The 26,906-nt window shown below is 54.5% G+C and carries 25 protein-coding genes; 15 read left to right on the top strand and 10 right to left on the bottom strand.

Annotated elements, in window-relative coordinates:
* Positions 1 to 32 precede the first annotated feature (32 nt).
* Positions 33 to 710 (bottom strand): FadR/GntR family transcriptional regulator, encoded by a 678-nt coding sequence (locus MIM_RS00300; RefSeq protein WP_025370754.1) that lies wholly within the window; start codon positions 708 to 710, stop codon positions 33 to 35.
* A 105-nt stretch (positions 711 to 815) separates the two neighbouring features.
* On the opposite strand from MIM_RS00300, the gene MIM_RS00295 reads away from it, so the two are divergent.
* Complete coding sequence (locus tag MIM_RS00295) at positions 816 to 2,024, top strand: enolase C-terminal domain-like protein (protein WP_042069774.1); 1,209 nt, start codon at positions 816 to 818, stop codon at positions 2,022 to 2,024.
* Between the two features lie 13 nt (positions 2,025 to 2,037).
* The gene (locus MIM_RS00290) at positions 2,038 to 3,735 is read left to right on the top strand and encodes a GMC family oxidoreductase (protein WP_025370752.1); all 1,698 of its coding nucleotides are present in this window, start codon (positions 2,038 to 2,040) and stop codon (positions 3,733 to 3,735) included.
* Between the two features lie 111 nt (positions 3,736 to 3,846).
* Here the strand turns inward: MIM_RS00290 and MIM_RS00285 are convergent, their stop codons facing one another.
* The 5 genes from MIM_RS00285 to MIM_RS00265 are packed head-to-tail and all read right to left on the bottom strand — an operon-like array spanning position 3,847 to position 8,829.
* Positions 3,847 to 4,518 carry an RraA family protein gene (locus MIM_RS00285; protein ID WP_025370751.1) on the bottom strand — a complete coding sequence of 224 codons (672 nt, stop codon included), beginning with the start codon at positions 4,516 to 4,518 and terminating at the stop codon, positions 3,847 to 3,849.
* A gap of 27 nt (positions 4,519 to 4,545) precedes the next feature.
* Entirely contained in the window at positions 4,546 to 5,331 is a 786-nt protein-coding gene (locus MIM_RS00280) for an HpcH/HpaI aldolase family protein (protein WP_042069771.1), read from the bottom strand.
* A 23-nt stretch (positions 5,332 to 5,354) separates the two neighbouring features.
* The gene (locus tag MIM_RS00275) at positions 5,355 to 7,088 is read right to left on the bottom strand and encodes a thiamine pyrophosphate-binding protein (RefSeq protein ID WP_222836906.1); all 1,734 of its coding nucleotides are present in this window, start codon (positions 7,086 to 7,088) and stop codon (positions 5,355 to 5,357) included.
* Positions 7,085 to 7,861, bottom strand: a complete 777-nt coding sequence (locus tag MIM_RS00270) for an SDR family oxidoreductase (protein ID WP_025370748.1) — start codon at positions 7,859 to 7,861, stop codon at positions 7,085 to 7,087. The genes MIM_RS00275 and MIM_RS00270 overlap by 4 nt, the downstream gene beginning before the upstream one ends.
* A 2-nt stretch (positions 7,862 to 7,863) precedes the next feature.
* A complete protein-coding gene (locus MIM_RS00265; RefSeq protein ID WP_025370747.1) occupies positions 7,864 to 8,829 on the bottom strand; it encodes a Bug family tripartite tricarboxylate transporter substrate binding protein in 966 nt (321 codons plus the stop codon).
* Between the two features lie 109 nt (positions 8,830 to 8,938).
* Here MIM_RS00265 and MIM_RS00260 point away from each other — a divergent pair, with 109 nt between their 5' ends.
* Positions 8,939 to 9,904, top strand: coding sequence for a LysR family transcriptional regulator (locus tag MIM_RS00260; protein ID WP_158318678.1), 966 nt, complete (start codon positions 8,939 to 8,941; stop codon positions 9,902 to 9,904).
* An 84-nt stretch (positions 9,905 to 9,988) separates the two neighbouring features.
* Here the strand turns inward: MIM_RS00260 and MIM_RS22340 are convergent, their stop codons facing one another.
* From MIM_RS22340 to MIM_RS00245, 3 genes are read right to left on the bottom strand one after another with little or no spacing between them, the layout of a single operon-like run.
* A complete protein-coding gene (locus MIM_RS22340) occupies positions 9,989 to 11,170 on the bottom strand; it encodes a pyridoxamine 5'-phosphate oxidase family protein (RefSeq protein ID WP_084458873.1) in 1,182 nt (393 codons plus the stop codon).
* Positions 11,167 to 12,876 (bottom strand): MFS transporter, encoded by a 1,710-nt coding sequence (locus tag MIM_RS00250; protein ID WP_245592795.1) that lies wholly within the window; start codon positions 12,874 to 12,876, stop codon positions 11,167 to 11,169. The genes MIM_RS22340 and MIM_RS00250 overlap by 4 nt, the downstream gene beginning before the upstream one ends.
* A 40-nt stretch (positions 12,877 to 12,916) precedes the next feature.
* Positions 12,917 to 13,261 carry an ArsR/SmtB family transcription factor gene (locus MIM_RS00245; RefSeq protein WP_042069767.1) on the bottom strand — a complete coding sequence of 115 codons (345 nt, stop codon included), beginning with the start codon at positions 13,259 to 13,261 and terminating at the stop codon, positions 12,917 to 12,919.
* 342 nt (positions 13,262 to 13,603) lie between these two features.
* Between MIM_RS00245 and MIM_RS00240 the strand changes: the two genes are divergently transcribed.
* The 7 genes from MIM_RS00240 to MIM_RS00210 are packed head-to-tail and all read left to right on the top strand — an operon-like array spanning position 13,604 to position 21,129.
* On the top strand, positions 13,604 to 14,413 hold the full coding sequence (locus MIM_RS00240) for a MetQ/NlpA family ABC transporter substrate-binding protein (protein ID WP_025370742.1): 810 nt from the start codon (positions 13,604 to 13,606) through the stop codon (positions 14,411 to 14,413).
* 15 nt (positions 14,414 to 14,428) lie between these two features.
* Entirely contained in the window at positions 14,429 to 15,610 is a 1,182-nt protein-coding gene (locus MIM_RS00235) for a methionine ABC transporter ATP-binding protein (RefSeq protein ID WP_025370741.1), read from the top strand.
* Positions 15,594 to 16,244, top strand: a complete 651-nt coding sequence (locus MIM_RS00230; protein WP_025370740.1) for a methionine ABC transporter permease — start codon at positions 15,594 to 15,596, stop codon at positions 16,242 to 16,244. Before MIM_RS00235 ends, MIM_RS00230 begins: the two co-directional genes overlap by 17 nt.
* A gap of 9 nt (positions 16,245 to 16,253) precedes the next feature.
* The gene (locus MIM_RS00225) at positions 16,254 to 17,498 is read left to right on the top strand and encodes an SfnB family sulfur acquisition oxidoreductase (RefSeq protein ID WP_025370739.1); all 1,245 of its coding nucleotides are present in this window, start codon (positions 16,254 to 16,256) and stop codon (positions 17,496 to 17,498) included.
* 27 nt (positions 17,499 to 17,525) lie between these two features.
* On the top strand, positions 17,526 to 18,803 hold the full coding sequence (locus tag MIM_RS00220; RefSeq protein ID WP_025370738.1) for an SfnB family sulfur acquisition oxidoreductase: 1,278 nt from the start codon (positions 17,526 to 17,528) through the stop codon (positions 18,801 to 18,803).
* Positions 18,804 to 18,843: 40 nt separating this feature from the next.
* On the top strand, positions 18,844 to 20,256 hold the full coding sequence (locus MIM_RS00215; RefSeq protein ID WP_025370737.1) for an LLM class flavin-dependent oxidoreductase: 1,413 nt from the start codon (positions 18,844 to 18,846) through the stop codon (positions 20,254 to 20,256).
* 21 nt (positions 20,257 to 20,277) lie between these two features.
* Positions 20,278 to 21,129: an amidohydrolase family protein gene (locus MIM_RS00210; RefSeq protein ID WP_025370736.1), complete on the top strand. Its 852-nt coding sequence runs from the start codon at positions 20,278 to 20,280 to the stop codon at positions 21,127 to 21,129.
* Positions 21,130 to 21,200: 71 nt separating this feature from the next.
* Here MIM_RS00210 and MIM_RS00205 read toward each other — a convergent pair whose 3' ends face one another.
* Complete coding sequence (locus tag MIM_RS00205; protein WP_025370735.1) at positions 21,201 to 21,983, bottom strand: IclR family transcriptional regulator; 783 nt, start codon at positions 21,981 to 21,983, stop codon at positions 21,201 to 21,203.
* A 203-nt stretch (positions 21,984 to 22,186) separates the two neighbouring features.
* Here MIM_RS00205 and MIM_RS00200 point away from each other — a divergent pair, with 203 nt between their 5' ends.
* From MIM_RS00200 to MIM_RS00180, 5 genes are all read left to right on the top strand, one after another.
* Positions 22,187 to 22,870, top strand: a complete 684-nt coding sequence (locus MIM_RS00200) for an RraA family protein (RefSeq protein ID WP_025370734.1) — start codon at positions 22,187 to 22,189, stop codon at positions 22,868 to 22,870.
* The gene (locus MIM_RS00195) at positions 22,867 to 23,787 is read left to right on the top strand and encodes an NAD(P)-dependent oxidoreductase (protein ID WP_025370733.1); all 921 of its coding nucleotides are present in this window, start codon (positions 22,867 to 22,869) and stop codon (positions 23,785 to 23,787) included. Before MIM_RS00200 ends, MIM_RS00195 begins: the two co-directional genes overlap by 4 nt.
* Before the next feature lie 60 nt (positions 23,788 to 23,847).
* Entirely contained in the window at positions 23,848 to 24,762 is a 915-nt protein-coding gene (locus MIM_RS00190) for an SMP-30/gluconolactonase/LRE family protein (protein ID WP_025370732.1), read from the top strand.
* Positions 24,763 to 24,936: 174 nt separating this feature from the next.
* Complete coding sequence (locus MIM_RS00185; protein ID WP_025370731.1) at positions 24,937 to 25,905, top strand: Bug family tripartite tricarboxylate transporter substrate binding protein; 969 nt, start codon at positions 24,937 to 24,939, stop codon at positions 25,903 to 25,905.
* Between the two features lie 140 nt (positions 25,906 to 26,045).
* Complete coding sequence (locus tag MIM_RS00180; RefSeq protein WP_084458872.1) at positions 26,046 to 26,876, top strand: amidohydrolase family protein; 831 nt, start codon at positions 26,046 to 26,048, stop codon at positions 26,874 to 26,876.
* Positions 26,877 to 26,906: the final 30 nt, after the last annotated feature.

Genomic DNA, 26,906 nt, shown 5'->3' with positions numbered 1-26,906 from the left:
AACACAACTACCTCCTCCGTGAGTCTATGTGTTTACAACTGCATATCGCTCAGCACCCGCGTTCGTCCGGCCAGCAGATGCCGGCGCATTTCAGCACGTGCGCGATCACTATCGCGTTTGGCAACCGCGTCAACGATGGCGCCATGTTCCAGGGCAATCAATTCGCGACGCTCAGCCATGGTGAGCGTAGAACGCTGCGCGGACAGATTGCCCCATTTAAAAATATGTGAGGTGAGACGTCCCAATGCATCTGACAGCATCGGATTGTGCGCACACACTGCCAGCGCCGCGTGAAACGCGACATCTTCCTGCTCGCCCCGCCCGGTAAGCAGGCTGGCCATCAGCGCGTCCTGGGCTGCAACCAGCATCTCCAGATCCTTATCGGTACGCCGGTCTGCCGCCAGCGCGGCCACTTCGCTTTCCAGGGCCAGACGTACCTCATGCCACTGAGCGAGTTCACGTACAGAGGAAATAGCCGAGAGCCGCACCATTTCAGGCGCGCCGCTATGCACGGCAAACGTACCTGAACCTTTACGCGAACGGACAATGCCTTCGGCTCTGAGCCGGGCAAGGGCCTCACGGATACTGGCGCGTGACAGCTCGAACATCTGGGCAAAATCAGATTCAGGCGGCAAGCGCGCGCCATCTTCCACGCCATCGATATAGTTCCTGATCTGCCGGTAGGCAATTGCCGAGCGACTTTCGTCCATGTCTATTATTTCCAATAAATTCTGTTGACGGTCATAAATAAGTATGTTTAAAATTATTCTGTCAGACAACTTCATAAAATGCAAGAAAAAATTTTAAGGAATGGCATGAACAGATTGATAGGAGTGAGACCGGAGGCACGAATCGCCAAAGTTGAAGTGCACGAATTCGGCTATACCGTGGATGGTCTGGGGGTGGACGGCAGTGGTAACCGTTGCGTGATGAAAGGCGCGCAATCACGTTTATCGGCATTTGCCGTCAAAATAGAAACGGCAGACGGCCGCCATGGTGAATATTGCAGCGTGCATAGCGGCAAGAATGGCGCCATGGTCGGGCAAGTCAAGGCAGCGGCAAGCCTTCTGCTGGGCGAGGATGCGGAAGAGCGGGAAGCCATCTACAACAAACTCAAGCGTGCCCATCGTCATTACATGGCTATCGGCCACTCTGCGCTGGACATCGCGCTATGGGATCTCGCCGGCAAATCGGTCAATCGTCCGGTCTGGCGACTGCTGGGCGGGTACCGGCAGCGACTGCCCACGTATGCCAGCACCCTGAACGGAGGACGTGACGGTATTCTGGACAGTATCGAAGCGTATGCCGATTTTGCCGAGGAATGCCTTGCTCTGGGCTACCGGGGTTACAAAATCCACGGCTGGGGTGACGGTGACCCCAAAGAAGAAGCAGCCAATCTACTGCTTTGCGCCAAACGCGTTGGCGATAAGATGGATCTGATGTACGACGCAGCCAGCGAGTTGAGCACATTGGCTGATGCCATCTACGTTGGCAAGGCATGCGATGAAGGTGGCTATGTGTGGTACGAAGACCCGTTCATGGATGCCGGATGGTCACCCCATGCCGCCCGACAGCTGAAGGAAAACATCCGCACCCCCTTGATGCTCACCGAGCATGTCCGGGGTCTTGAAAGCAAAGCCGCATGGCTGCGTGACAGGGCAACAGACTATCTGCGGGTTGATCCCGATTACGATATGGGGATCACCGGCACCATGAAAGCCGCTCATTTGGCCGAGGCCTTCGGGCTTGATTGCGAAATCCATGCCGCCGGCCCGGCACAGCGCCACTGCATGGCAGCCATGCGTAATGCAAGCTGGTATGAGTTATCGCTTGTTGCCCCGGGCGTTGCCAATCCCGTCCCGCCGGTCTTTGGTTCCGGCTACAGCGATGCACTCGAAGATATCGGGGAAGATGGCTGCATGCCCGTACCCGAAGGACCCGGCCTGGGCGTGGAATACGATTGGGAATATATTCTCGCCAATCGTACTGCCTATCAGGCATTCACCCTGAAAGAAAAAGAATAGGCGAATCTACGACATGACAGTCACCTATAGCCACATCATCGTTGGCGGCGGACCCGCCGGGTGCGTCCTGGCAAACAGACTCTCGGCGTCGGGCGCGAACCAGGTGCTGCTGATCGAAGCCGGAAGCGATTTTCAGCCGGGACAGGAGCCTGAAGAGATCCTGGACGTTTATCCCTACCGCGCGGCCTTCAATCCAGACTACCAGTGGCGCGATATGAATGCGTCGCTCATGTCGACATCGGCAGATGGCGCTTCCCGAACGCCTGTGAAACCGTATATTCAGCCGCGCGTGATTGGTGGTGGTTCCAGCATGAACGGCGAGATCGGTAATCGGGGCTTACCGGCCGATTACGACGAATGGGCAGCCAGAGGCGCAGAAGGCTGGGACTGGGAAGGCGTCCTGCCCTACTTCCGCAAGTTGGAGACCGACATGGATTATGACGGCCCCCTGCACGGCAACGCCGGCCCGATCTCCATCAGCCGCGTGATGCCCGGGGAATGGCCCGGCTTCACCAACGCGACCATGCAGGCAATCAGCGCCGAGGGATATCACAACATTGATGACCAGAATGCGGTTTTTAAAGATGGCTGGTTTCCCATGTCGCTCACCACGAATCGCCGCTCCCGCAGCTCGGCAGCGATGGGCTATCTGGATCCAAGCACCCGGAAACGTGCGAATCTGACGATTCGTTCCCGCACCAAGGTCGATCGCGTGCTCTTCGAAGGACGGCGCGCCATTGGCGTGCAGGCTGGAGAAGAACGCATTCTGGCCAGGCGGGTTATTCTGTCAGCAGGAGCACTGGAAAGCCCGGCCATGCTATTGCGTGCAGGCATCGGTGACATCGAACAACTCCAACAGGCAGGCATAGAGGTCGTCCATGCCCTGCCCGGAGTAGGTCAGAACCTGCATGAGCATCCTTCCATCGCCATGTCCTCATGGATTCGACCAGGACACCGCCTGGGCAAAACGCCACGCCGCCACGTACAGGCAGCCTGGCGGTACTCATCAGCACTCCCGGACTGCGGGCAGGGTGACATGTTCATGGTCGTGGTCGCGAAATCCGCATGGCATCCCATCGGCAGACGTATCGGCTCGCTGTTCAGCTGGATCAATAAACCATATTCCACCGGCTGGGTTCGCTTAAATCCTGACAATCCCATGGCCCGCCCAGAGATTGCATTCCAGATGCTGTCAGACCCTCGCGACATGGAACGGATGAAGCTGGCCGTGCGTCGTATGTGGTCGCTTTATTGCTCCAGAGAAATGCAGCAAGCCAGCAGTGATCCTTTCGTTGCCACCCATGGTGCGATGGCCAAACTGGTGGGGAGCGTAAATGTGCGCAACTGGCTCATGACGCTGGGGCCGGCACTTTTGACCGAAGGACCTGCTTCGTTACGCAAAATGGTGATTGACCGGCTCTTTTCCAGTGGCGTGAATATACAGCAAGCGCTTCAGGACGATGCCGCGATGGAGGAAATTATCCGTAAGCACACCATAGGCGGCTACCATCCTTCCGGAACCTGCCGGATGGGCAGCGCAAGCGATCAAGGCGCCGTTGTCTCGCCCATAGACGGTGCGGTGCATGGGATAGAAGGACTACATGTGATCGATGCATCGGTGATGCCCTGCGTACCCCGAGCCAACACCAATGTGCCCACCACCATGGTGGCGGAAAAGCTGGCGGAGGGGTTGATCAGGGGGATGCATTAGTAGACTGCCTGTTCATATGGGACCGTCATCATATAATGCAGCGCTACTTCAGGACAGCCCCGTGACATTTGCCCACCCGGATCAATAAGCATATTGCCTGGGTGGTGCAGTTCAACTCCCCAACGGACCATGCAGCGCGGTGTACTCTGCGGTTGCTTCCTTGAATGCACCAGAGAACGACACCCCTTCACTTACCAGCCTGCTCGCGATCCGGTCCCGGCCGGTGATCCAGTCGGCCATTTTCACCACATCGTCAAGCTGGCTGAAAGGCACACGCCCGATCCCGGTCGCATCGCCAACGAGCACGTCCATCGGCTCGACGGCAACACCAGCGATAACAATGGGACCGTTGATCTGATCGATGCGAACTCGGGTGCGGCCAGTGACCGGCAATCCATAGCGTACATGTATCGGAATTCCTGTATCCCCGAGTTCGTCCACATCACGCATGCCACCATCAACAACCCAGGCGGCGACGCCTCGCCGGGCACTCGCCTGCGCAGCAATGCCCCCCGCCAGCGAAACGGCGGCGCCGCCTGCGTCAATCGCGATCACCTGGCCCGGGCCGGCTTGATCGGCATACATGGCAATATCGAACGCAGAGGGATCATAGGTCCCCAATGGTCCGGTCGACGCCTTTACGGTGAAGGCAGGTCCGGCAAATGAGCGGCCAGGCTGAACGGCCGGAAGCCCCACAATCGTGCCGGAAACACCAAGCATGTCCAGTACTGCACATACCGTGCTGGCACCTGCGACCTGTAGTCGCTTATTTACGTCGCTCATACACTTCTCCTCCTTTTGTCTATCCACTTACTTTTCAAGTGACGAACGCACTTTGCTGACCTGAGCCCGGGCCGCACCCAGCAAATAGCCGAGATCGCTGCCGACCACAAAGAACCTTGCCTGTGCTTCGTTCACATACCGCTGAATGAACTCAGGTTCGTAGCAACCGCCTACGCCCAGCACTTTCCCATGGGCTGAGCAGGCGCGCGAGACCCTCGCAATGGCCTGGGCAATACTGTCCGCACCCACCTCGCCCGGTATACCCATTTCGGCAGACAGATCCTGAGTGCCAACGTGGAGAATATCGATTCCTGGCACGGCAGCGATGGCTTCGCATTGCTCGATGGCCTGCGGCGTTTCGAGCATTACAGCGATCAACGTCTCCCGGTTGATGAAATCCATCAGTTCCCGGGGAGCATGGCTTGCGAATTCCACATGCGGCAGGCCATAGGCCATGGATCGATGACCTATGGGCGCATAGCGGCAAATATCGACAATGTGTCGCGCTTCGTCCGCGTTCTCCACATGTGGAAATACCAGGCCCTGTGCACCGCTGTCCAGGGCGTGAATCGCGTGGACACGCTCCAGGTTGGGCGTGCGCACAATAGGCGCAATACCTGTTCCGAGTGCAGCCTGGCAAATTTGGCTAACGACATCAGCAGGCACCGGCGTGTGCTCCGTGTCAATGAACAGAAAGTCATAGCCCGCGGTTTTCATAATCCGCGCGACATCCACCGTGCGAGCCTGACGTACCGCAACACCCAGAACAGTCTGCGAGGCAGCGAGTTTTTTGACAAGTGGGTTAGTAATCATGGTTGTATTCTCCAAATTCAGGGTTAAACAATTTGTTCTCGAATGGCTGCCAAAGCGCGATCTCGTACAGTGGACAGCCTGCTCTGGGCACTGAGTTGTTCGATGTCGGTACGTAACTCAATCAGACTTGGCACACCGACTTCAAGTGCACGTTGCAGCGCCGGTGCAAACGCCTCATGCGTCAGCACCCTTTCGGCTGCCAGGCCGAAGGAGTCGGCGAGCGCCACGAAATCAGGATTGCCAATGTCTGTCGCGTAAACCCGGCCAGGGAATCGCCGTTCCTGATGAGCACGGATGGTTCCATACGAACCGTTCACGACTACGACGAAGACGACAGACGCGTTGTATCGCACTGCCGTTTCCAGTTCCTGAACATTCATCAGAAAGCAACCATCGCCCGCCAGGCAAACCACCTGGCGTTGCGGCTCGTGGATCTTGGCAGCAATCGCTGCAGGCAAACCGTAACCCATGGCACCATTCAGCGGTGCAAGCTGACTGCGAAAATGCTTGTACCGATAGTGACGGTGCAGCCATGTAGTATAGTTACCCGCGCCATTGGTGATGATCGCATCTGGCTCCAGCACCTGATCCAGCGTGGCAACCACCTCTGCCATATTCAAAGCACCGCCTTCCGGCGTGGGCGCAACAAACGTCAGATAATCTGATCGGGCAGCGGCGGTCCAGTTTTTCCAGGGAACATCGCCGCAGAACAGCCGCTCACGAACGCCTAGCGCGCTCTGCAGAAAGGTTTCCGCCAGAGACGGCACCAGCAGGTCGGCATGATAAACACGTCCCAGCTCGTCGGCATCCGCATGCACGTGAATCATCCGCTGGCGAGGCCGTGGCGTATCAACCAGACGGTACCCAGCGGTCAGTGCTTCCGACAGACGACCACCCAGGACAAGAAGCAGGTCGCTTTCCTTCACCCGTGCCACCAGTGCAGGGTTGGTTGAAAGTCCAAGGTCACCGATATAGCAGTCGTGACGATTGTCCAGATAATCCTGACAACGAAATTCCGCGATCACCGGCAGGCAGAACGTCTGCGCAAACTCGGCTAACGTCGCCGATGCCTGAGGAGTCCAACCGCCGCCACCAACGATCAGCAACGGCTTCTTGCTACTGGCCAGCTCACTACTCACTTTGTCCATGACAGTGGGCGCGGGGCCGTAGTGCAACGGAGTCCAGGCCCGCACCGACGGTGGAAGCTCGAAAAGGCGAGCCTCAAGAACGTCTTCCGGCAGCGCCACCACAACCGGGCCGGGTCGGCCACTCACCGCAATCTGAAAGGCTCGGGCAACAATTTCGGGCATGCGAGCTGCGTCATCCACTTGGACGACCCATTTGGCCATGCTGCCAAACACTGCCCGATAGTCGACCTCCTGAAATGCGCCACGCCCCAGGTGCCCCCTTGCTACCTGCCCAACGAATACAACCAGCGGGGTCTCATCTTCAAAAGCCGTATGTACCGCAATACTCGCGTGCGTCGCACCGGGGCCACGGGTGACGAAACATACGCCCGGTCGACCAGTTAGTTTGCCGTATGCCTCAGCCATATTGGCAGCGCCCGCTTCGTGGCGGCATACGATCAGGCGGATGCGTTCACGCTGCTCATAGAGTGCATCCAACGCGTCCAGATAGCTCTCGCCAGGCACACAGAAAGCCAGGCTTACCTGCTGGTCAATCAGGCAACGCACCAGTAGCTCACCACCACGCACCGATACCGGCGCCATCTGGCTCGTTTTAGTCATACTCATCATATATTCACTCCACCATCAATAACGTGTTTACGGCCCGTCACATAGCCTGCCTGAGCGCCGCACAGGAACGCACAGTACGCAGCAAACTCCTGCACGCCGCCCAGCCGTTGAACCGGAATGGTTGATACGCGCTGTGCACGCAATTGTTCAAGACTGATGCCACGATGGGCCGCTTCCGCAGCCAGATTGGCGCTCAGCCGTTCAGTCTCGATGCTATGCGGCAGCAGATGATTCATGGTCACGTTGTGCTTTGCGACTTCGCGCGCGAGTAAATCGCAGTAAGTAATCAGGGCTGCTCGTGGTGATACCGACAACGCAAATCCGGACTTTGGGCTCAACACTGCAGCAGAGGAAATATTGACGATGCGGCCGAAGCCCCGGGCGCACATTTCCCTCACGCAGGCATTGATTAACGCCACGGGGCCATGAAACAGACTGTCCATGGACGATTGCCATAAATCATTCCCGATGCCGATCGAGTCGTACAGGACAGGCGGGCCACCACCATTCGTCACAAGAATGTCTGGAATACCTGTGCGACTCGCCAGGTCACCGTATTCCAGAGGATCAGACAGATCCGCGACAACGGTCTGCACGGGAAGGTGACCGCCGACTGCAACGATCTGCGCTGCTGCTAGGTCCAGTCGGGTCTGATCACGTCCCACGAGTGTCACCGCCACACCTTCGCGTGCCAGCGCTTCGGCGCAGGCGAAACCAAGTCCGCTACTGGCAGCACATACAACGGCCTGCCGGCCTTGAATTCCGAGATCCATGGTTACTCTGCCTTGAGATTCGCGTCACGCACGATCTGCTTGTACTTCGACTGTTCTCGCGCTACGAAAGCCTGGCTCTCCTCAGGAGATGCGGCGAAAGGGACTGCGCCCACGTCCTGCAAACGCTTGCGTATTTGTTCAGATGAGAGAATACGGGCCGAATCGCTGGCCAGGCGCTCGATGACAGCCCGCGGCGTACCCTTCCTCACTGCAATGGTGTTCCAGACGCCCACGTCATAGTCGGGGTATCCTGATTCTGCAATGGTAGGCAGATCTGGCAACACAGCCAGACGTTCGGGTGTAGAAACGGCCAGGGCGCGCAGCTTCCCGGCTTGCACGTAGGGCAACGTTGTCGTCACCGGATCAATCATGAAGTCGAGCCGCCCGGCAATCAGATCGGTAATCGACTGTGAACTGCCTCGATAAGGAACATGCACCGCCTGGAACCCGGCGCGGGACGAAAAAATCTCGACAGCCAAATGCGGCGCCGATCCGATACCCGACGAGCCATAACTCAGTGTGCCCGGATTCTTTTTTGCATGGTCTACGAGTTCGGCAACGCTATGTATAGGCGAGCTTGCATTTACCACCAGCAACTGCGGCACCGTGGTCAGCATCGTCACATAGTCCAAGTCGTTAGGCGAATAGCGTAACGTGGGGATCAGCGCCGGGTTGATGGCCTGGGTGCCTATGGTTGCCAGCATCAGCGTATAGCCATCCGCTGCAGCCTGCTTTACCGCGTCCATTGCCACTGCACCGGCTGCGCCTGTCTTGTTTTCAACAACGACTGTCTGCCCAAGCGATTTGCCCAGCTCGCTCGCGTAGATCCGTGCCACGAGGTCGGTAACGCCCCCTGCGGAAAAAGGAACGATCAACCGCAAAGGTTTGTCCGGGTATTTCTGAGAAAGCGCGGGCTGGCTAAACAGGACCAATGCGCCAAGCATAAAGAGCGTCCGTATGAAAGTCATGATGTGTCTCCTGTCTTTGATGTTATGCGTCCACTATACGGCTTTGCATAACGACAAGAGATACAATTATGTATACTTATCATTCATATTCGAATATCTTATTCAGCTAATGAAATTTGATGAACTGCAAACGGCTGACTTCACCTCGCTGCATTTCTTCGTACTTGCTGCGCAAGCGGGGTCGCTTTCCCGGGGAGCGCTCAGTGCAGGCGTCAGTCAACCCACATTCAGCCGTCATGTGTTGAAACTTGAAAGCGAAATGCAGGCACGCCTGTTTGAACGGATGGGGCGTGGTGTGACGCTAACCGCTGCCGGACGACGCCTTTATGAGGCCGTCTTACCCGGCTTCGAACAGTTGCTGAACGGACGTCGACTTGCCATGGCTGACGTCGATGATGCCGGTCTGCGCCAGGTCACCATGGGCCTGCCGCCTTCGATTGCGAACATGCTGGGTCCGCGCCTGTTAAACGCGGTGCGAACGACGTTACCATCGCTACGGATGCACGTGGTTGAGGGCTTTCATCGATCCATTGTGGATTCCCTGCATCGCGGACAGCTTGATTTCGCCCTGCTTTACACGATGATACCGATAGTCGGATTACACGCCGATCCGCTGATGGACGAAGAACTTTGTCTGGTAATGCACCCAGCTCGGGCACGCAATAAGAAATCAGTCAATTTCTCACAATTGGGTGAGTTTGCACTCTCCCTTCCCAGCCGTCCGCATGGCCTGCGTGAATTGCTGGAAGACCAGGCAGCTGTGCATCGGATACGCCTGGACGTAAGACATGAATTTGACACATCTCTGACCCTGACCAAACAGATGCCGATGACGGATCTGGCTTGTACCATCCTGCCCTTCTCCGCGGTGCACAATGAAGTCGATGCCGGTACGCTGGCAGCGCTCCCGATCCGCAAACCGGATCTGTCCCGCCGTTTGGTCATCATCTATGCAAATAACCGATCAATCACAACCGGCTTGTGGCAATTTCTGCAATTGCTGCGGACGCAGTGCGAGATATTGGTGGATAAGGGCGAATGGAAAGGCGCACGCATGATCACGCCGGGGTCTTAGACTGTGCCGCCACGAACGATCCTGTGCTATTCTTCAATAAGACACGTACAATTGACAAAACAGCGTACCACTATCACACACCAATCAGGTTTTCCCTTTCTTCAACCGCTGTAGATACGCCTTGCGGGTAATGCTCGGCAGCGCTTGCGCTTCCAGCTTTTTCTTATCTCTTTCGGGCAAGTAGTCACGGATCAAATCCAGTGTTTTCCATAGTGCCATTGGCGTCTCACCCTCTTCCTGCGGCACGAAACGCGAGGTGCCAACGCGTTCATAATGGTGAATATATCTCGGACAGTTGATAAATACCTCGTGGATGCTGATTGTGATCAATAGTTCTGCCCCAGGGAAATGCTTCAATTCGTGTTCATCACGTACAAGGCTGGCAACGCCATGTATCCGTAAGCGATGTGGCCTTTCGAAGTCAATGAATAACAGGCCGACTTTCGGATTGGCTGCGATATTACCTGCAGACAGATACATGCCATTGCCGTCGTAGCTCGGCAAAACGAGTGTTCGGCTATCGACAACATGCACAAAGCCAACCGCACCGCCTTTATAGGAGCATGTGGGAAACCCGCGATGATCAACAGTACTCAGAAAGACCATATCACGAGCCTGAATGAACTCGCGAGCATCAGCTGTTAATTCACTTCCTACCGATACCTTACGCAGTCTGTTTGCAAGTTTTCGACTATCAAACTGATCCTGTAAGGTGCGATGATGTTCGCCATATATTTCAGAGATGGCACCCACGGGCATCCGAAAATCAGTATGAGCGGTGGCCGGGTCGGTTGACCATGCAAGGCGTTCCAGGCAGATTTGCCACACCATGCGCTGATGACCCGCAGCTTCTGCATGCGGAAGTTCAGTATGCGTAAGAGTGAGTTCACAACTGTCTTCGCCTAGTGCGCGCAAAGCAATAGTCACTTTGGTAGGCGGACCGTTCAGGCCTGCGGCCGCCCCCTGATACTGCCAGGTCAATACTATTCGTTCATCCCTGACTACGTCCAGGCAGGTACCACATACGTGATACGGCAGACCATCGGGATCGGTTCCATCCAGTTCAAATCCACCATCACGACGAGCATCCATGATCACCGACTGGACGCAGCCAGCACCGGGCACAAGCCAGCGTATCAACCATTTTGGGTCGGTACATGCTTTAAAGACAAGCCTGCGGGACGCGCAAAGACGGCGCACCAGACTCAATGCCACACCGTGATAATGGCTTTCATCCGCTTCATTCTGAACAGTATTCACCGTCATGCGATAGACTCCAGTTGCCGTCCACGTGTTTCCGGCAAAAACAATCCACCAATAAGGAATGAAATCAACAGCATGGTGGCGATGTACCAGACGCCGGCATACAAATCACCGGTGGCATAGAAAGCAGCATACGCAATGGTTGGCAGAAAGCCACCAAACCAGCCGCCAATGTTGTATGACAAGGCCAGGGCCGTATAGCGAATGCGGGTCGGAAACATTTCTATCATCCAGATCGCCAGCGGCGCACTGGCCAGTGCAACAAAGAAATTCAGTAAAGCAAGCAAGCCAATGAGCGCCGGCACATTCGTCTTGTCGGCCGGCGCGCTCGTAAGATATCCGTGAGCACTCAGCGCGGCCTTAACAGCCGCATTGAAAGCCGAACTCTCTTTTGCTAAAGCCGCCTCATCCAGCGAATGAGCATTAAACGAAACAATAATATCGTTGCCCACTGCTATATTGGCTGGCCCGTCTTCCGGGGCATCGCGATTGACATAGGGCACACCAAGCTTGGCAACCGCGCGTCGTGCCATATCGCAAGAACTCGATCCCTCGGAAAGACTGAATCTGGTCGGATCGAAATAAGAACCGCACTGCCTGGGGTCTGCAGAAATAATGACCGGACTCTCTTTGATAGACGCCTCAAGACCCGGATGCGCATAGTGCGTGATACTCTGAAAGATAGGATATGCGACGATAGCCGTTCCCAGAAAACCTGCAAGCATCACCGGCTTTCGTCCTATCCGATCCGAAATCCATCCGGCCATGATCATGAACAACACAAAGAACACGCTGTATCCCAGAATGGTATAGTGCAGCAGAAACGGATCAATTTTTAGATTGAGCATGAGCATATAGATGGGATATGCTCCCGTCGCCGTCGCAACGGCCTGGCCCGCCACAGCGCCGAACAGTACCAGTAGTGACGTGCGCAGGTAACGCCAGCGTCCAAACGCCTCCTTAATAGGCTGTGTTGAACCTTGCCCGGTGCGCTTCATTTTCAGAAAAACCGGAGACTCCTGTAACCGCAGCCGAATATACACAGAAATCAGCATCAGCACGGCGGAAAGCAGAAAGGGAATCCGCCAGCCCCATGCCTCAAAGGCCTCTTTGCCCACCAGTAACTCGCAGGCAAGAACCACCAGAATAGCCAGCACCAGACCACATGCCATCGTAATCGCGACAGAGCTGGTCGCGAACCCTCGCTTCCCGGCAGGCGCATGTTCGGCGATAAAGGTCACTGCACCACCAAACTCCCCGCCGAATGCCAGCCCCTGAACAATACGCAGGGTCATAAGCAGAATCGGCGAGGCAATGCCAATGGCAGCATAGTTGGGCAGCAATCCAATAATGACGGTTGAAATACCCATGATAAGAATCGTGAGCAGGAAAGTATGTTTACGACCGACCAGATCGCCAAGTCGACCGAATACCAGTCCGCCGAAAGGCCGCGCCACATAGGTGATCGCTGCAGATAATAAAGTGAAGATGTAGGCGTATGCCTGATCCAGTCCCGAAAAGAACTGTGTGGCAATAATGGCAGCCAGCGGACCATAAAGCACCAGATCGTACGCCTCGAATACAGCGCCCAGTGATGACGCCACAATAACCCGTCGCAGACGACCAGGCTGCTCATGTACATTGGTCTGTGGCATAGTCTCCGTCTCTTTGGAGCCAATCTGCCGGGATGACACGGTAGCTTCTGTCACTTGTCTTCTCCATAGCGTTATGGGAAACAGTCGATTACGGCTATTCGCTGTCTTCTTTCTTTATCTCTTCCAGCGTACTTTCCAGCCCATCCAGACGCCCGCTCCAGAATGTTTCATAAGCAGCAAGCCAGTGATAAGCATCGTTGAGGGGACGTGTGTTGAGCGCGCACCAGTGATTACGTCCTTCTACGCGGCGTGCGACGAGACCAACACGTTCGAGTACCTTAACGTGTTTGGATATGGCCACAAATGATGTGGAAAACGACGGCACCAGTTCACCCACGCAATGATCACGAATGGCCAGCATGCCGATAATTTTCCGGCGGGTTGGATCGGACAAAGCATGAAAAACAGCGTCAAGATCGTTTTTTTGATATTTAACCATATGATTAAATATTAAGGATAAAAGCCTTCAGCTGTCAATGAATAATTGAAGCACTGTCAACACATATGTAATTTTTTACGCTGAGCACAAGTGTGTATGCGGCAACAGTCGTTTGGTTTGCATCTTATTTTGGACCCGCGCGTGCTGTTGTTATTCCTGTGTGGCTCGCCCTTATTGCATCTTCACATAAGCGTATGCCGCAAGGAAATGACCGCATTTACTCATAAACAAATTCGATAATTATTGTTTGATCCAGGAACAGCCGATGGTGTAATGATGGCGAGTTCAGTGCGCAACCGGGGTGCATCACGAACGTCATATTATTTTCTCATCGGGGTTCTTATGATAAACACAGTAAAGGCAACGCTTGCTTCGGCCATCCTGCTATTTGCCACCGCCGCCTCTGTACAGGCAGGCACGCTCCGGATCGGCGTCGTGCCTGGCGCCTATGCAGACTCGGTCAACATCGCCGCGCAAGAGGCCAAAAAAGAAGGCATTGACGTCCAGGTAGTTGAATTTACCGACTGGACCACACCCAACGTTGCACTCAATTCCGGCGATCTGGACGTGAATTACTTCCAGCACGAGCCGTTTCTGAAAAATGCCAATGAAAAACAGGGTTTTGAGCTGGTTGCCGTTGATACGGGCATTCTGTCCAATATCGGTCTGTATTCCCTGAAACACAAAAGCATTGCTGATATCCCTGAAAACGGCAAGGTGGCCATCGCCAACGACCCGGTCAACCAGGGGCGCGGCCTGCTGTTGTTGCAAAAATCCGGGCTGATCAAGTTAAAACCTGAAGTCGGCTTCCTTGGCACACTCGATGACATCACCGACAACCCCAAAAAACTGCAGTTCGTAGAGGTTGAAGGGCCACAGCTGGCGCGTATTACAAGCGATGTAGATCTTGCTCTCGGCTACCCTCATTTTATTGTTGCAGCAAAAGCGTTTGACCCGTCCAGTGGACTGATCTACTCGGGGATAGAAGATGCCCAGTTTGCTATTCGTTTCGTGACGCGTAAAGATCATGCGAACAATCCCGATCTGAAAAAATTCATTGAAATCTATCACTCATCGGCGGCGGTAAGCAAAGACATTCACCGCGCATTTTCCAATGATGACAGGCTTTACGCGCTTGCATGGAAAAAATAAACCAACGGCTATGCAATGACTTACACGACAGCATTGAGCAACAACCGTTTCCGCCTGGATATCCAGGACAGTTCGGTGCCACAGACGCTGCCCGTACCTGATGAGACCGATGCCGGAAACGCTGCGGCCGCTCAAACTACGGGCGGCACAGTAACGTTTGACAAGGTGAGCAAGACGTATCATGCTTCTGGCGGCGTCGTGCATGCCCTGCAGGACATTTCCCTGCATATTCCTGCTGCCAGCATTTTTGGCATTATTGGTCGCTCTGGCGCCGGCAAATCCAGTCTGCTGCGCACGATCAACCGTCTTGAATCGCCCAGCAGCGGCCATGTGAAAGTGGATGGCGTTGACATCGCTACGCTTGATGAGACAGAGCTGGTCCACCTGCGCAGACGTATCGGGATGATCTTCCAGCATTTCAATCTGCTATCGGCCAAATCCGTCTGGGACAATATTGCCTTGCCGCTGCAGGTGGCCGGCGTGCCCAGGCCGGAAATCAAACATCGTGTGACGCAGTTACTTGAACTGGTGGGCCTTTACGACAAACACAATACCTTTCCACAACGCCTCTCGGGCGGGCAAAAGCAGCGTGTCGGCATTGCCCGCGCACTGGTGCATCATCCGGAAATCCTGCTCTGTGATGAAGCAACGTCGGCGCTGGACCCTGAGACCACGCGGGGTATCCTGCAGCTTCTGAAGGATATCAATAAACGTCTGGGCATCACCATTGTGCTTATCACACATGAAATGAGCGTGATCCGGGAAATATGTGATCAGGTTCTGGTTCTGGAAAAAGGCAGGATCGCCGAATCGGGTCCAGTCTGGAATCTGTTCGGCGCCCCCGCTCACGAAGCAACCCAGGCGTTGCTGGCACCGTTACAGCATCAGCTTCCCGACGATATCAGAACGCGCCTGCAAGCCACGCCACCGGCAGCAGGTGATTACGAGCAGATTCTGCAGCTGACCTACAACGGTCGCGGCGGGCTGGAACCAGACCTGTCTTTGATCGGACGGGTTCTCAATACGCGGGTTCGGCTGGTGCATGGCGGTGTAGACCGAATTCAGGGCCACGCCCAGGGCCGCCTGCTCATCGCCATTCCCGGCCATGCAACGGTCATCTCGACCGCGAGCGCCAGCATAGAGCAACCTGTCATTGCACATCATGTGGAGACCATCGGTTATGTCCCTCTCGGTTGATCGCTACTGGCAGGCTTTTGCCGATACCCTGATCATGGTCGGCGTGTCGGGCGCCATCGCTTTTCTTGTCGGCATTCCATTGGCGGTGCTGCTGATCATTACCTCGCCTGGTGGATTCCTGCAATCCCCGCGTATCAACCAGATACTGGGAAGCGTAATCAATGGATTTCGCGCCACACCATTTATCGTTCTGATGGTCGCGCTCATTCCCTTTACGCGCGTCGTTGCCGGCACCTCTATTGGCGTATGGGCGGCCATTGTGCCGCTGGCCATCAGCGCCACGCCGTTCTTTGCCCGTATCGCCGAAGTGAGCCTGCGTGAGGTGGATCCCGGCCTGATCGAAGCGGCCCAGGCCATGGGCTGCAGAAAATGGGATATCGTGCGCCATGTCCTGCTGCCGGAAGCACTGCCCGGGATCATCGGCGGTGTCACCATCACGCTGGTAACACTCATCAGCGCCTCGGCCATGGCCGGCGCGGTAGGAGCAGGCGGGCTGGGTGATCTCGCCATACGGTATGGTTACCAGCGCTTTGACACGCAGGTAATGCTGATTGTGATTGCCATTCTTATCGTACTGGTTACCGTTGTACAGCGCAGTGGTGATCTCTACATTCGCTGGCTCAAAAACCGCTAAGGACAGGCTATGGGTAACGATCATACAGATACAACAACGGAGCAGCACTGTCCGCTTCCCGCGACCCAACCAGCCCTGATCCGCAATGATCAGGATGCAATTCAGACAGCGCAGGAGCTGGCGCAGAACTATGCAGCCAGCGCCGCAGAACGGGATCGGGAGCGTATCCTGCCGTGGCAGGAAATAGAGGCGTTTACGGCCAGCGGCCTGGGCGGCATCACCGTGCCGGCGCGCTTTGGCGGTGCCGATGTCTCCTATCTTACGCTTGCCAGGGTCTTTGCCATTATCAGTGAAGCGGATCCCTCGCTGGGACAAATTCCGCAGAACCACTTTGCCGTTCTGCAACTGCTCCGGGAAACCGGCACGCCACAACAGCAGGCCCGCTGGTTTGCTGATGTACTGAACGGCCACCGAATCGGCAATGCCGGTCCCGAGCGCAAGACCAGAGCAGGTCTCATTACACAGCCCACCACGCATATCGTACGCACCGAAGAAGGGCTACGACTGAACGGTACCCGCTTTTATTCCACCGGTGCCCTCTTCGCTCACTGGATACCATTGCGTGCCTTGCACGAATCGGGCAACGCAGTACAGGTGTGGGTCAGGCGCGATGCGCCCGGCGTCACCGTTGTGGATGACTGGGATGCCTTCGGTCAGCGCACCACGGCGAGCGGCAGCGTAATCCTTGAGAATGTGCCGATAGACGAAGCAGACATTGTCGACATGACCGATGTACCAACGCTACCTAATTTAGCCGGCCCTGTTTCACAACTGATCCATGCCGCTATTGACGCCGGGATTGCGCGCAGCGCCTTGCATGACGGACTGGCGTTCGTGCGCGACCATAGTCGACCCTGGGTCGATGCGGGTGTCAGCCAGGCGAGCGAGGATCCTTACATTATTCAGGAAGCAGGCAAACTGCAGATTGAAGTGGATGCTGCCGTTGCTGTGCTGGAAGAAAGCGCAGCCGCATTGGACAACATCGCGCAAGCGCCTGTTACCGACGAGTCCAGCGCACAGGCATCGATTGCCGTGGCACAGGCCAAAATCCTGACGGGCGAAGCGGCCATCAATGCCAGCGAACAATTACTGGCGCTGGCCGGCTCGGCATCGACCCGAGAAAAACATAATCTGGACCGCCACTGGCGCAACGCCCGGGTGCACACGTTGCACGATCCCGTACGCTGGAAATACCATTCCCTGGGAGATTTTCTGCTTAACGGTACCCTGCCGAGACGGCATCAGTGGAACTAGAACCAGGCCACATAAGCCAAAAGATTTATGACAAATGCAAATTTAAAAGACGTATTGGATACCGATATCACGGACATTGAGCGCGAAGCAACCGATTCGTTTCCAGGACGATTTTCCCATAGGGCCGACCGTATTGACGATGATGCCCATGCCATCGCCACGGCCGACGCACTGGCGCTATCCTTTGCCAAAAATGCCGTTCAGCGAGATCGCAACCGTATCCTGCCCTGGGAGGAAGTCAATCAGTTCAGTCAGAGCGGATTGTGGGCGGCAAGCATACCCAGAGAATATGGCGGCGCCGGTATTCGTGCAGCAACGGTCGCACGCATATTTGCGATCATCTCGGCCGCAGATGGCTCTCTCGGACATATTCCCCAGAATCATTTCTATGCCCTGGAGGTGCTGCGCATTGCGGGTACGGAATCACAGAAGCAATATTTCTATCGTCGCGTTCTGGATGGTGAGCGCTTTGGTAACGCCCTGGCGGAAATCGGACACAAGGATTTCAAACGCCGCACTCATCTGGAAAGAACCGACTCCGGCATTTATGTGACGGGACGCAAGTTCTATTGCACCGGCGCCTTATTCGCCCACTGGATACCGACGCTGGTCTCAGTGCAGGAGGCATTGAGCGACACCACGTATCTGGTGTTTATCCCCGCCAATGCGACCGGCGTCACCATTACCGATGACTGGGACGGCTTCGGCCAGCGCGTGACTGGCAGCGGTTCGGTCGCCTTTGATCACGTCCAGGTGCAACCGGAATGGATTGTGCCCTTTCAACTGCATTTTGATCAGCCCTCAACCATTGGCCCGCACGCCCAGCTGCTCCACGCCGCCATTGATCTGGGCATAGGCCAGGGCGCGTTCAACGCCATGTTGCCGTATATCCGCAATCATTCCCGGCCGTGGATTGATTCGGGCGTATCACGCGCTGCAGATGATCCGCTAACGCTCAAGGAAATCGGCAATGTCCATGTACGGCTGCGAGCAGCACAGGCATTACTGAATCGCGCCGCGCAAGCGGTTGATAGCGCCAGACAGGACACCAACGAAGCCTCGGTCGCGGCTGCCTCGGTCGCGGTTGCTCAGGCAAAAGCGCTTTGCACCACGGCAGGATTGCTTGCTGCCAATACTCTCTTTGAACTGGCCGGCACCTCGGCAACGCTGGGCGGACACGCCCTGGACCGGTACTGGCGCAACGTGCGCACCCACACCCTGCACGATCCGGTCCGCTGGAAATATCACGCGATTGGTAACTATGTGCTTAACGGTAAACTGCCGCCGCGCCATGGTGCGCTATGACACTGCGTGCCCGTTCGTTGTCCAACAGGATAGATAAGCCATGACCCGCAAGAAGATACTGTTGAATGCCTTCAATATGAATAGCATCGGCCATATTCACCATGGCATGTGGACCCACCCCCGAGACCAGTCGGACAGGTATAACACAATTGAATACTGGACGCATATTGCAAGTGTGCTGGAACGCGGGCTCTTTGACGGGTTGTTTATTGCAGATATCATTGGCTACTACGACGTATTCGAAGGCAATGTGGACCTGACCCTGAAAGAAGCCATTCAGTTGCCGGTAAACGATCCCTGGACGCTGGTGTCAGCGATGGCAGCAGTCACACAACATCTGGGATTTGGCGTGACTGCGAATATCCACACCGAGACACCGTACAGCTTTGCCCGTAAGGTCAGCAGTCTGGATCACCTGACACGCGGCCGTCTGGGCTGGAATGTGGTAACCGGTTATCTGGATAGCGGCGCCCGGGCGATGGGGCGGGATGGGCTGGACGAGCACGATAAACGCTATGACCGGGCCGATGACTTTCTGCAGCTTTGTTATAAATTATGGGAAGGCAGTTGGGAAGATCAGGCCATTATCAGGGATCGCAACGGTCGCATCTATACAGACCCCAACAAAGTCCATGCCATTGCCCATAACGGCCCGTACTATCGCGCCCACGGCTATCACAGTTCGGAGCCATCGCCGCAGCGCACACCTGTGCTGTATCAGGCCGGCAGTTCCGGGCGTGGCAGGCAGTTTGCCAGCCGTCATGCAGAATGTGTATTCATTGCAGCAGCCGATCCGGCAACGGCCAGAGCGGCATCCGCCAAATTGCGCCAGGACTTCGTTAACGCGGGCAGACAGCCTGATGATGTCAAAATTTTCGTCGGTATTGCGGTTGTGGTCGGACACACTCAGCAACAGGCCCGTGAAAAGTATGAAGAATATCTGCGCTACGCCAGTCCGCAGGCGGGGGTTGCACATTTTTCCTCAAGCACCGGTATCGATTTTTCGCGTTTTGGTCTGGACGAGCCAATCAGCTACGGTCAATCCAATGCAATGCAGTCTGCCTCTCAGACCGCCAGCCAGCAGGGCTGGACGCGGCGCGATTTGCTTAACCAGCACAAGCTGGGCAGCCGCTACCCCACGCTTGTTGGCGATCCCGGCGAGGTGACCGACCAGCTGGAGCGCTGGATCGACGAGGGTGATATTGATGGATTCAATCTGTCACGTATCGTTGTACCCGAAACCTACGAAGACTTTGTCGATCTTGTCATCCCGGAATTGCAGGCCAGAGGTCGCTACAAAACAGCTTATGAACCAGGCCCCTTGCGTCACAAGTTATTTGGCCGAGGCGCAAGATTGTCTGACTCACACTTCGCCGCGCAATGGCGCCATCCGCAGCAGGTAGGCACTGATCAGGCGGCGCCAGACGTTGCCACTGCCGTAGAAGAACACTGAAATCATCACCAAGGATTTGAATTGAAAGTCATTGATATGCGCTGCCGTCCGGCTTTTTTACATGATTTTTTCGGCGCTACGCCTGGCTCTGCCGAACATGGTACCGCCCGTTGGCTCAATCGCCGGGTGGGCACCATTGGCAACGATGCCCATTTCGAACAGTCTCTCACCCAGGAAGGATTTCTGGAAGAAGTGCACAACGCAGGCCTGGCGCATGCAGTCGTGGTGGGTCGGCACACACCATCCCAGCATCTGCCTAACGAAAAAATTCATGAGATCGTACGCAATCACCCTGAGCTGATCGGCATTGCCGCAGTAGATCCATCCATACAGGGTGAACAGGGTGCCATTGACGCGGCAACCTTCGCCATACGGGAACTGGGATTGGCAGGCCTGGATCTGGAGCCGGGCTTCTGCGAACCGGCCCGTCATCCTGATGACCCCATTTACTGGCCAATCTATGAACTGGCCGGCCAATTGCAGGTACCGATATTTCTGATGAGTGGGCCAACAACACCCGACCCGCGCTTCAACGACCCGGCTGCCGTAGCCAAAGTCGCCCAGGCCTTTCCGCAATTACCTATTGTTATTTACCATGGCTACTGGCCCAATGTACATCAGGCAATCGGGCTGGCCTTTCGCTATGAAAATATCAAACTGGTGCCGGATATGTATCTCTTTCAGGCAGGCAGCGATGTTTATATTCAGGCGGCCAACAGCTTTATGTCCGGCCAGTTGTTATTCGGATCGTCATATCCCTTTCGCCCCATCGGGCAAAGTATCGACGACGTCGCCAAGCTGGGCTTGAAGGAGTCAGTGATTGAAGATGTGCTGTACAACAACGCGGCGACGCTCTTTGGGATTGAACCGTAGAAAAACCCGGTATTAATGCTGCTCGTCGCGGTGGCGCAACTCAGGGACAATGCTGTCCAGTGATTCAGTGATTAAGGATGCCATGAGGAAACCAGATTGGAACTGACTGACGCTCGCTGACTCCCCGCAACCGCATATGACAACTGTTTTGCCGCAGTCAGCATATCAGAAACATAGCCCTCCAAAACCGGCTCAGTGAGTCGGGAGATCGGTCCGGAAATGCATACCGCGCCAAGTAATTTCCACTGTAATCCGTAAACCGGGGCCGAGATACTCGACACTTCCGCATCCCGTTCCCCCAGAGAAATCACATACCCTTGCTTTCTTATTGTTTCATAGGGCTCGCCCTGCTCACCTGAAAACGCAAGAATAACGAGGCCTGGGCCTCCTCTGTCCAACGGCAGGATCGTACCCATTCGAACGTGATGACGCACGGCCTGCGGGCCTTCAACACGAACCACACAAACACGCTGCGCCCCTTCTCTTACGTAGAAAGTAGCGCTTTCTTTCGTTTTCATAGTAAGTTCCCGCAGTACCGGCTCAATCACTTCCTGCACGTTAAATGTTGCCTGGTAGCATGCGCCCAGCCAGCCAGCCGCCCGACCAAGTCTCCAGGTTCCATCTTCCTTCTGAACCAGATAACTATCAGCCGCCAGTGTTCTGGCCAGTCTGAGCACGGTTGAACGATGCAGTTCCGTCCTGCGACTTAACTCCGCAAGAGAAAGACTTCCCTCGTCCATGCCAAAAGCACCAAGCACTGCAAGTGCGCGGCGCACTGCAATCACTCCCCCTTCACTTGAATCGTCAGTCACTGTTGGGGATGGGGGTGTGGCTTCAGGAGATTGATGTTTCATTAGATAGTCTCTGTATCGACAGGTGATACGCCATTGTATCCTTCGAAACGTTGATCCACAATCCTTTTCAGCATAATTTTGAGCCAGGCCATTAATCAAAGGCTTCCCACCAGTCAAATCGCAGAGGTTTTCTCTGGCAGGGGGTCGAAACACAATTGGCATATGCATCACTACATAAACAAGGGTTTCCTGGAGATAGTTAAATGAGTAAATCTAATATAAACAAAGACTTCGAACGCGTTTCTACTGACGTTGTTGCTAAAGCAGCGGTTTTTCAGCCTGCTATTTTTTCAGATGTAAATGGACGCCGTGGTGCGTTGCACGGAAGAATCAAAGCGCTGCGTCCGAATATGAAACTGGCGGGCCCTGCTTTTACAGTCGAAGTTCGCCCTGGCGACAACTTGATGATTCACGCAGCATTAGCGCTGGCTAAACCCGGTGACGTCCTTGTCGTTGACGGCAAGGGTGATCAAACCTGCGCCCTGATGGGCACCATTATGATGCACGCGGCACGGGAACGTGGTCTGGCTGGCGTTGTACTTGACGCCGCCGTACGCGATTCCCTGGATATCGAAGAAATGGATTATCCCGTTTTTTCCGTTGGAACCAACCCTAACGGCCCGACTAAAGAAGTGGGCGGGCGCGTGGGTCACCCCATCTCATGTGGCGGCGTAACCGTCTATCCCGGCGATTTCATTACAGCTGACGGTGACGGCGTGTTGTGTGTTGAACGTGAAAAAATCGAAACGTTACTCGAAAAAGCTCAGGAAAAAGTCGACGCTGAAGCGCGTCGTATTGCCGGAATTAAAGAAGGCAAATTGAGTGCACCCTGGCTGACAAAATCGCTTATTACTGCTGGTGTACTGAAAGAGGGTGAAGAACTGTGAGTAACAAACCCGTTATCCTGGTAACAGCAGCTGATCTGGCCCCTCAGGCCATTGCATTGCTGAACGAGTATGAAATAGTGTACGCCGGGAAGACGCCACAGCATGACGAAGTTGTGGCCCTGGCTAAGCAGCACAACCCGACAGGCATTATCGTCAGATACGGCAGTGTAACCCCCGAGATCATGGATGCCGCACCTGCGCTGAAGGTGATATCCAAACACGGTAGCGGCACAGACACGATCGATAAAAGCGCGGCCAACGAACGCGGGATTGCGGTCACCGCGGCAATCGGTGCAAATGCAGCGGCTGTTGCCGAACAGGCACTGGCGCTATTGCTTGCCTGCGCCAAGTCTACCGTAGAACTCAACGAACGCATGCACGAAGGGTTTTGGGATAAAGCGACACATAAAAGTCTGGAATTGCGCGGACGCACAATCGGTCTGATTGGCCTGGGAGCCATTGGACAGCGGTTTGCAAGAATGGCTGATGCGCTTGAAATGCGCGTATTGGGATTTGATCCTTACGCTAAGAATGTACCAGACTATGTTGAGTTAACAGAGCTGGACACGTTGTGGAAAGAATGCGATGTGATTTCACTGCACTGCCCTCTTACCCCAGAGAATAAAAACATCATCAATGAAGACTCCCTGGCTAAATGCAAGAAGGGTCTCATCCTGGTCAACACTGCACGTGGCGGGCTCATCGATGAGCAGGCGCTACTCACTGCGATCAATTCTGGTCAGGTCGCCATGGCCGGACTGGACAGCTTTGCTATCGAGCCCTTTAAAGTTCCGCATATTTTTCAACATCACAAGAACCTGATTCTAAGTCCACATATTGGCGGGGTCACTGGTGATGCCTACATCAATATGGGTGTTGCTGCGGCAAAAAACGTTCTCGCCACCGTATCTGCGTGATGGTTTACCAGGGTTTGATCTTTCTCTTGCTTCATTAATTGGTATCTACGTTCAAAAACTATGTTCTATATAAATCAACCTGAAGTTCGAACATTCGAAATCTTTTCAACCGTGCCCGAAAAGTTTCGAAGTAAAACTCGTACCGTCTGGGCTGATGCTAACCAGGGCGGTCGTGAAATTGATTGCTTTCTGGAAGGCCCGGCCTTTGATGATGAGGGTAATTTGTATGTCACAGATATACCATTTGGCCGTATCTTTCGCGTCGATCCAAGAGGCAATTGGGATTTGGTGGTTCAGTGGGATGGTGAACCTAATGGAATGAAGTTCATTTCAACAAATCGCTTGCTGGTTACGGACTATAAGAACGGGCTAATGGAAGTGGATACCAGGAAGGGCGAGGTCAAACCCTATTTTTGTCGCCGAAATACAGAGAGCTTCAGGGGGCTTAACGATCTCACCATTAGTTCTCTGGGAGATATTTATTTTACAGACCAGGGGCAGACTGGACTGCATGATCCAACAGGAAGAGTGTACCGGCTACGAAAAAATGGCCAGTTAGATCTTTTACTGTCAAATGTGCCAAGTCCAAATGGCATTGTTCTTAGCCCCGATGAAAAAGTACTTTTCGTTGCTGCGACCAGAGGCAACTGTGTGTGGCGTATGCCGATACAGGCAGACAGCAGCATATCAAAAGCGGGACAGTTTTTTACTTCTTATGGCGCAAGCGGCCCGGACGGGTTGGCAATGGACCAGGACGGGCGCCTTCTCGTGGCCAATCCGGGCCTGGCCTATGTTTGGATACTTAACCAGCGAGCTGAACCCGTCCAGGTGTTACGTGGCATAGCGGGTCATTCGATTACGAATATTGCATTTGGCGGCACCGATAAAAAAATGCTCTACGCCACCGATTCTACGACCGGGGACATTTTAACCATGCAAATGGATATCCCTGGCGCATACATGCATCGACTTTAACACGCAACAATCCTCTTTCAGATCGAACCGGGCAACACACTAATTGAAGTAAGCATTAATTTTAAGAATGTTCTATCACCAGAGTATGTCCAATCCGATGGAGCCGCACTACTTTTACAACTGACATATTCATTATTTGAACTTACTACCTGACTCAGGTTATACGGAGACAACATGACAACATTTAAACGCGCTGTAGTGCTCTTCGCAGTGACTATATCTGCTACTGCCTTTGCGCAAGATAATTATCCAAACAAGCCCATTCGACTCGTTGTTCCTTTTCCGCCAGGAGGGGGCACTGATATCATTGCCAGAGACGTTGCAAACAAAGTATCGACAACGCTGGGATGGGATTTTGTTGTTGAGAACAAGCCAGGTTCGGGAGGCAATCTTGGCGTAGACGCAGCAGCCAAGGCCCGTCCGGATGGCTATACACTGGCCCTGGGCCAGACCAGCAACCTGTCAGTGAACCCTACCCTTTATTCAAACTTACCCTACGATTCGGTAAAAGGCTTAACAGCCATCAGCTTAGTGGCGAGTGCACCCCTGGTATTAGTTGTCGCAAGCGACTCGCCCATGAAGACCTGGGAAGACGTGGTAAAAACCGCCAAAGCGCAACCCGGCAAGTTGAATTTTGCCTCGCCAGGTAACGGCACCGTCGCGCATCTTACCAGTGAGCTTCTGCAAAAAACGGCAGATATAAAATTTACTCATATTCCCTACAAAGGCGCCGCACAAGCCGTTACAGACCTGATTGGCGGACGTGTGGATTTGTATGCTTCATCTGTGCCAACCCTGCTTGGCTCCATTAAGAACGGAAAGTTACGCGCGATTGCGGTCACATCGAAAGAACGCGTAGCTGATATGCCTGATGTACCTACTGTCGCTGAATCGGGATACAAGGGTTTTGAGTCAACCACATGGTTTGGCTTTGTAGGCCCTGCCGGAATACCTAAACCTATTGTTGAAAAACTCAATGCAGAAATAAATAAATCCCTTGCGTCAGATGACCTTAAAGTCAAGTTGCGCGAACAAGGAGCGCAAGTACTTGGCGGCTCTCCTGAGCAATTCTCCGCTTTAATCAAAGAGGAGATCGATCGCTGGGCAACCATCATTAAAGATTCCGGCACAAAAATTGAATAGGTCTTAGTACCCGAACAGAGTTCTTTTGCCGCGAGCGATTATTTCATGTGGCATCGGGTTCGTCTGATTCCCGATGATCGCTTGATTTGATCGCAAGCACTGTGAGACTAGGTAAATTCACCTATTTACTAAGACCGAAAATGATCAACGCTATCCCTCAGAATGCTTGCGATTGTCATATTCATGTTTATGACGATCGCTATCCGGCAGCTGCCGGCGCGACACTTTTTCCTGCCAACGCCACGATTGATCAGTACCGTGCTGTCCAGGCCCTCACTGGAACAACGCATGTTGTTCTGGTTACGCCATCTACTTACGGTACGGACAACCGCAGCATGTTAGATGGACTGCAGAAGTTAGGCAATACCGGCCGGGCAGTTGCCGTGATAGACGGTAACGAAAGCGATGCAGATCTTCAGGCGATGAATGCCGCTGGCGTACGTGGCATTCGGCTCAACCTCTCCCTGGGCGCTGTCGGTAGCATCCACAGTCTTGTACCTCTGGCCGAAAGAATAGAGAAACTCAACTGGCATATACAAGTTCTGATGTCACCGGATCTGCTTGCAGAGAACGAATCCGTTTTTCAACATTTACCCGTTCCCGTGGTCTTTGACCATTTTGCGCGAATTCATCCGACTCAGGCATTCAATCACCCCGCTCACAACATAGTTCTCAGGCTACTGAGCGACAGGAAGGCCTGGGTAAAGCTGTCCGGCGGATACATCGTGAGTGAGTCACAAACCACGTCGGACCCTGCGCTGGACGGGCTGGCTCGAAGTTACCTCAATGCAGCAAGTGAGCAGGTGCTGTGGGGAAGCGACTGGCCGCACGCCACCGCGCAGGCAGGCTTACAGCCGATGCCGCATGACGGAGAACAGATGCAATGCCTGGTGCAATGGACTCGGAATGAGGAAACACTTCACCGGGTTCTGGTCACGAATCCTGCATCGTTATATGGCTTTACAAATTAACCAATGATTGGAAAAACAATGAACGGTACT

This window comes from Advenella mimigardefordensis DPN7, assembly GCF_000521505.1.
In the GTDB taxonomy this organism is placed as follows: Bacteria; Pseudomonadota; Gammaproteobacteria; order Burkholderiales; family Burkholderiaceae_B; genus Advenella; species Advenella mimigardefordensis.
The sequence above is the reverse complement of the archived record's forward strand: the minus strand, read 5'-3'. Positions and strand labels throughout refer to the sequence as shown.

Excerpts from the sequence above, each read along its gene's own strand:
- MIM_RS00240 (WP_025370742.1), top strand. The coding sequence starts at position 13,604 with ATGATAAACACAGTAAAGGCAACGCTTGCTTCGGCCATCCTGCTATTT.
- MIM_RS00190 (WP_025370732.1), top strand. The coding sequence starts at position 23,848 with ATGTTCTATATAAATCAACCTGAAGTTCGAACATTCGAAATCTTTTCA.
- MIM_RS00260 (WP_158318678.1), top strand. The coding sequence starts at position 8,939 with ATGAAATTTGATGAACTGCAAACGGCTGACTTCACCTCGCTGCATTTC.
- MIM_RS00200 (WP_025370734.1), top strand. The coding sequence starts at position 22,187 with ATGAGTAAATCTAATATAAACAAAGACTTCGAACGCGTTTCTACTGAC.
- MIM_RS00235 (WP_025370741.1), top strand. The coding sequence starts at position 14,429 with ATGACTTACACGACAGCATTGAGCAACAACCGTTTCCGCCTGGATATC.
- MIM_RS00180 (WP_084458872.1), top strand. The coding sequence starts at position 26,046 with ATGATCAACGCTATCCCTCAGAATGCTTGCGATTGTCATATTCATGTT.
- MIM_RS00290 (WP_025370752.1), top strand. The coding sequence starts at position 2,038 with ATGACAGTCACCTATAGCCACATCATCGTTGGCGGCGGACCCGCCGGG.
- MIM_RS00230 (WP_025370740.1), top strand. The coding sequence starts at position 15,594 with ATGTCCCTCTCGGTTGATCGCTACTGGCAGGCTTTTGCCGATACCCTG.
- MIM_RS00300 (WP_025370754.1), bottom strand. The coding sequence starts at position 710 with ATGGACGAAAGTCGCTCGGCAATTGCCTACCGGCAGATCAGGAACTAT.
- MIM_RS00285 (WP_025370751.1), bottom strand. The coding sequence starts at position 4,518 with ATGAGCGACGTAAATAAGCGACTACAGGTCGCAGGTGCCAGCACGGTA.
- MIM_RS00275 (WP_222836906.1), bottom strand. The coding sequence starts at position 7,088 with ATGATGAGTATGACTAAAACGAGCCAGATGGCGCCGGTATCGGTGCGT.
- MIM_RS00295 (WP_042069774.1), top strand. The coding sequence starts at position 816 with ATGAACAGATTGATAGGAGTGAGACCGGAGGCACGAATCGCCAAAGTT.
- MIM_RS00280 (WP_042069771.1), bottom strand. The coding sequence starts at position 5,331 with ATGATTACTAACCCACTTGTCAAAAAACTCGCTGCCTCGCAGACTGTT.
- MIM_RS00220 (WP_025370738.1), top strand. The coding sequence starts at position 17,526 with ATGACAAATGCAAATTTAAAAGACGTATTGGATACCGATATCACGGAC.
- MIM_RS00265 (WP_025370747.1), bottom strand. The coding sequence starts at position 8,829 with ATGACTTTCATACGGACGCTCTTTATGCTTGGCGCATTGGTCCTGTTT.
- MIM_RS00270 (WP_025370748.1), bottom strand. The coding sequence starts at position 7,861 with ATGGATCTCGGAATTCAAGGCCGGCAGGCCGTTGTATGTGCTGCCAGT.
- MIM_RS00185 (WP_025370731.1), top strand. The coding sequence starts at position 24,937 with ATGACAACATTTAAACGCGCTGTAGTGCTCTTCGCAGTGACTATATCT.
- MIM_RS22340 (WP_084458873.1), bottom strand. The coding sequence starts at position 11,170 with ATGACGGTGAATACTGTTCAGAATGAAGCGGATGAAAGCCATTATCAC.
- MIM_RS00245 (WP_042069767.1), bottom strand. The coding sequence starts at position 13,261 with ATGGTTAAATATCAAAAAAACGATCTTGACGCTGTTTTTCATGCTTTG.
- MIM_RS00215 (WP_025370737.1), top strand. The coding sequence starts at position 18,844 with ATGACCCGCAAGAAGATACTGTTGAATGCCTTCAATATGAATAGCATC.
- MIM_RS00205 (WP_025370735.1), bottom strand. The coding sequence starts at position 21,983 with ATGAAACATCAATCTCCTGAAGCCACACCCCCATCCCCAACAGTGACT.
- MIM_RS00225 (WP_025370739.1), top strand. The coding sequence starts at position 16,254 with ATGGGTAACGATCATACAGATACAACAACGGAGCAGCACTGTCCGCTT.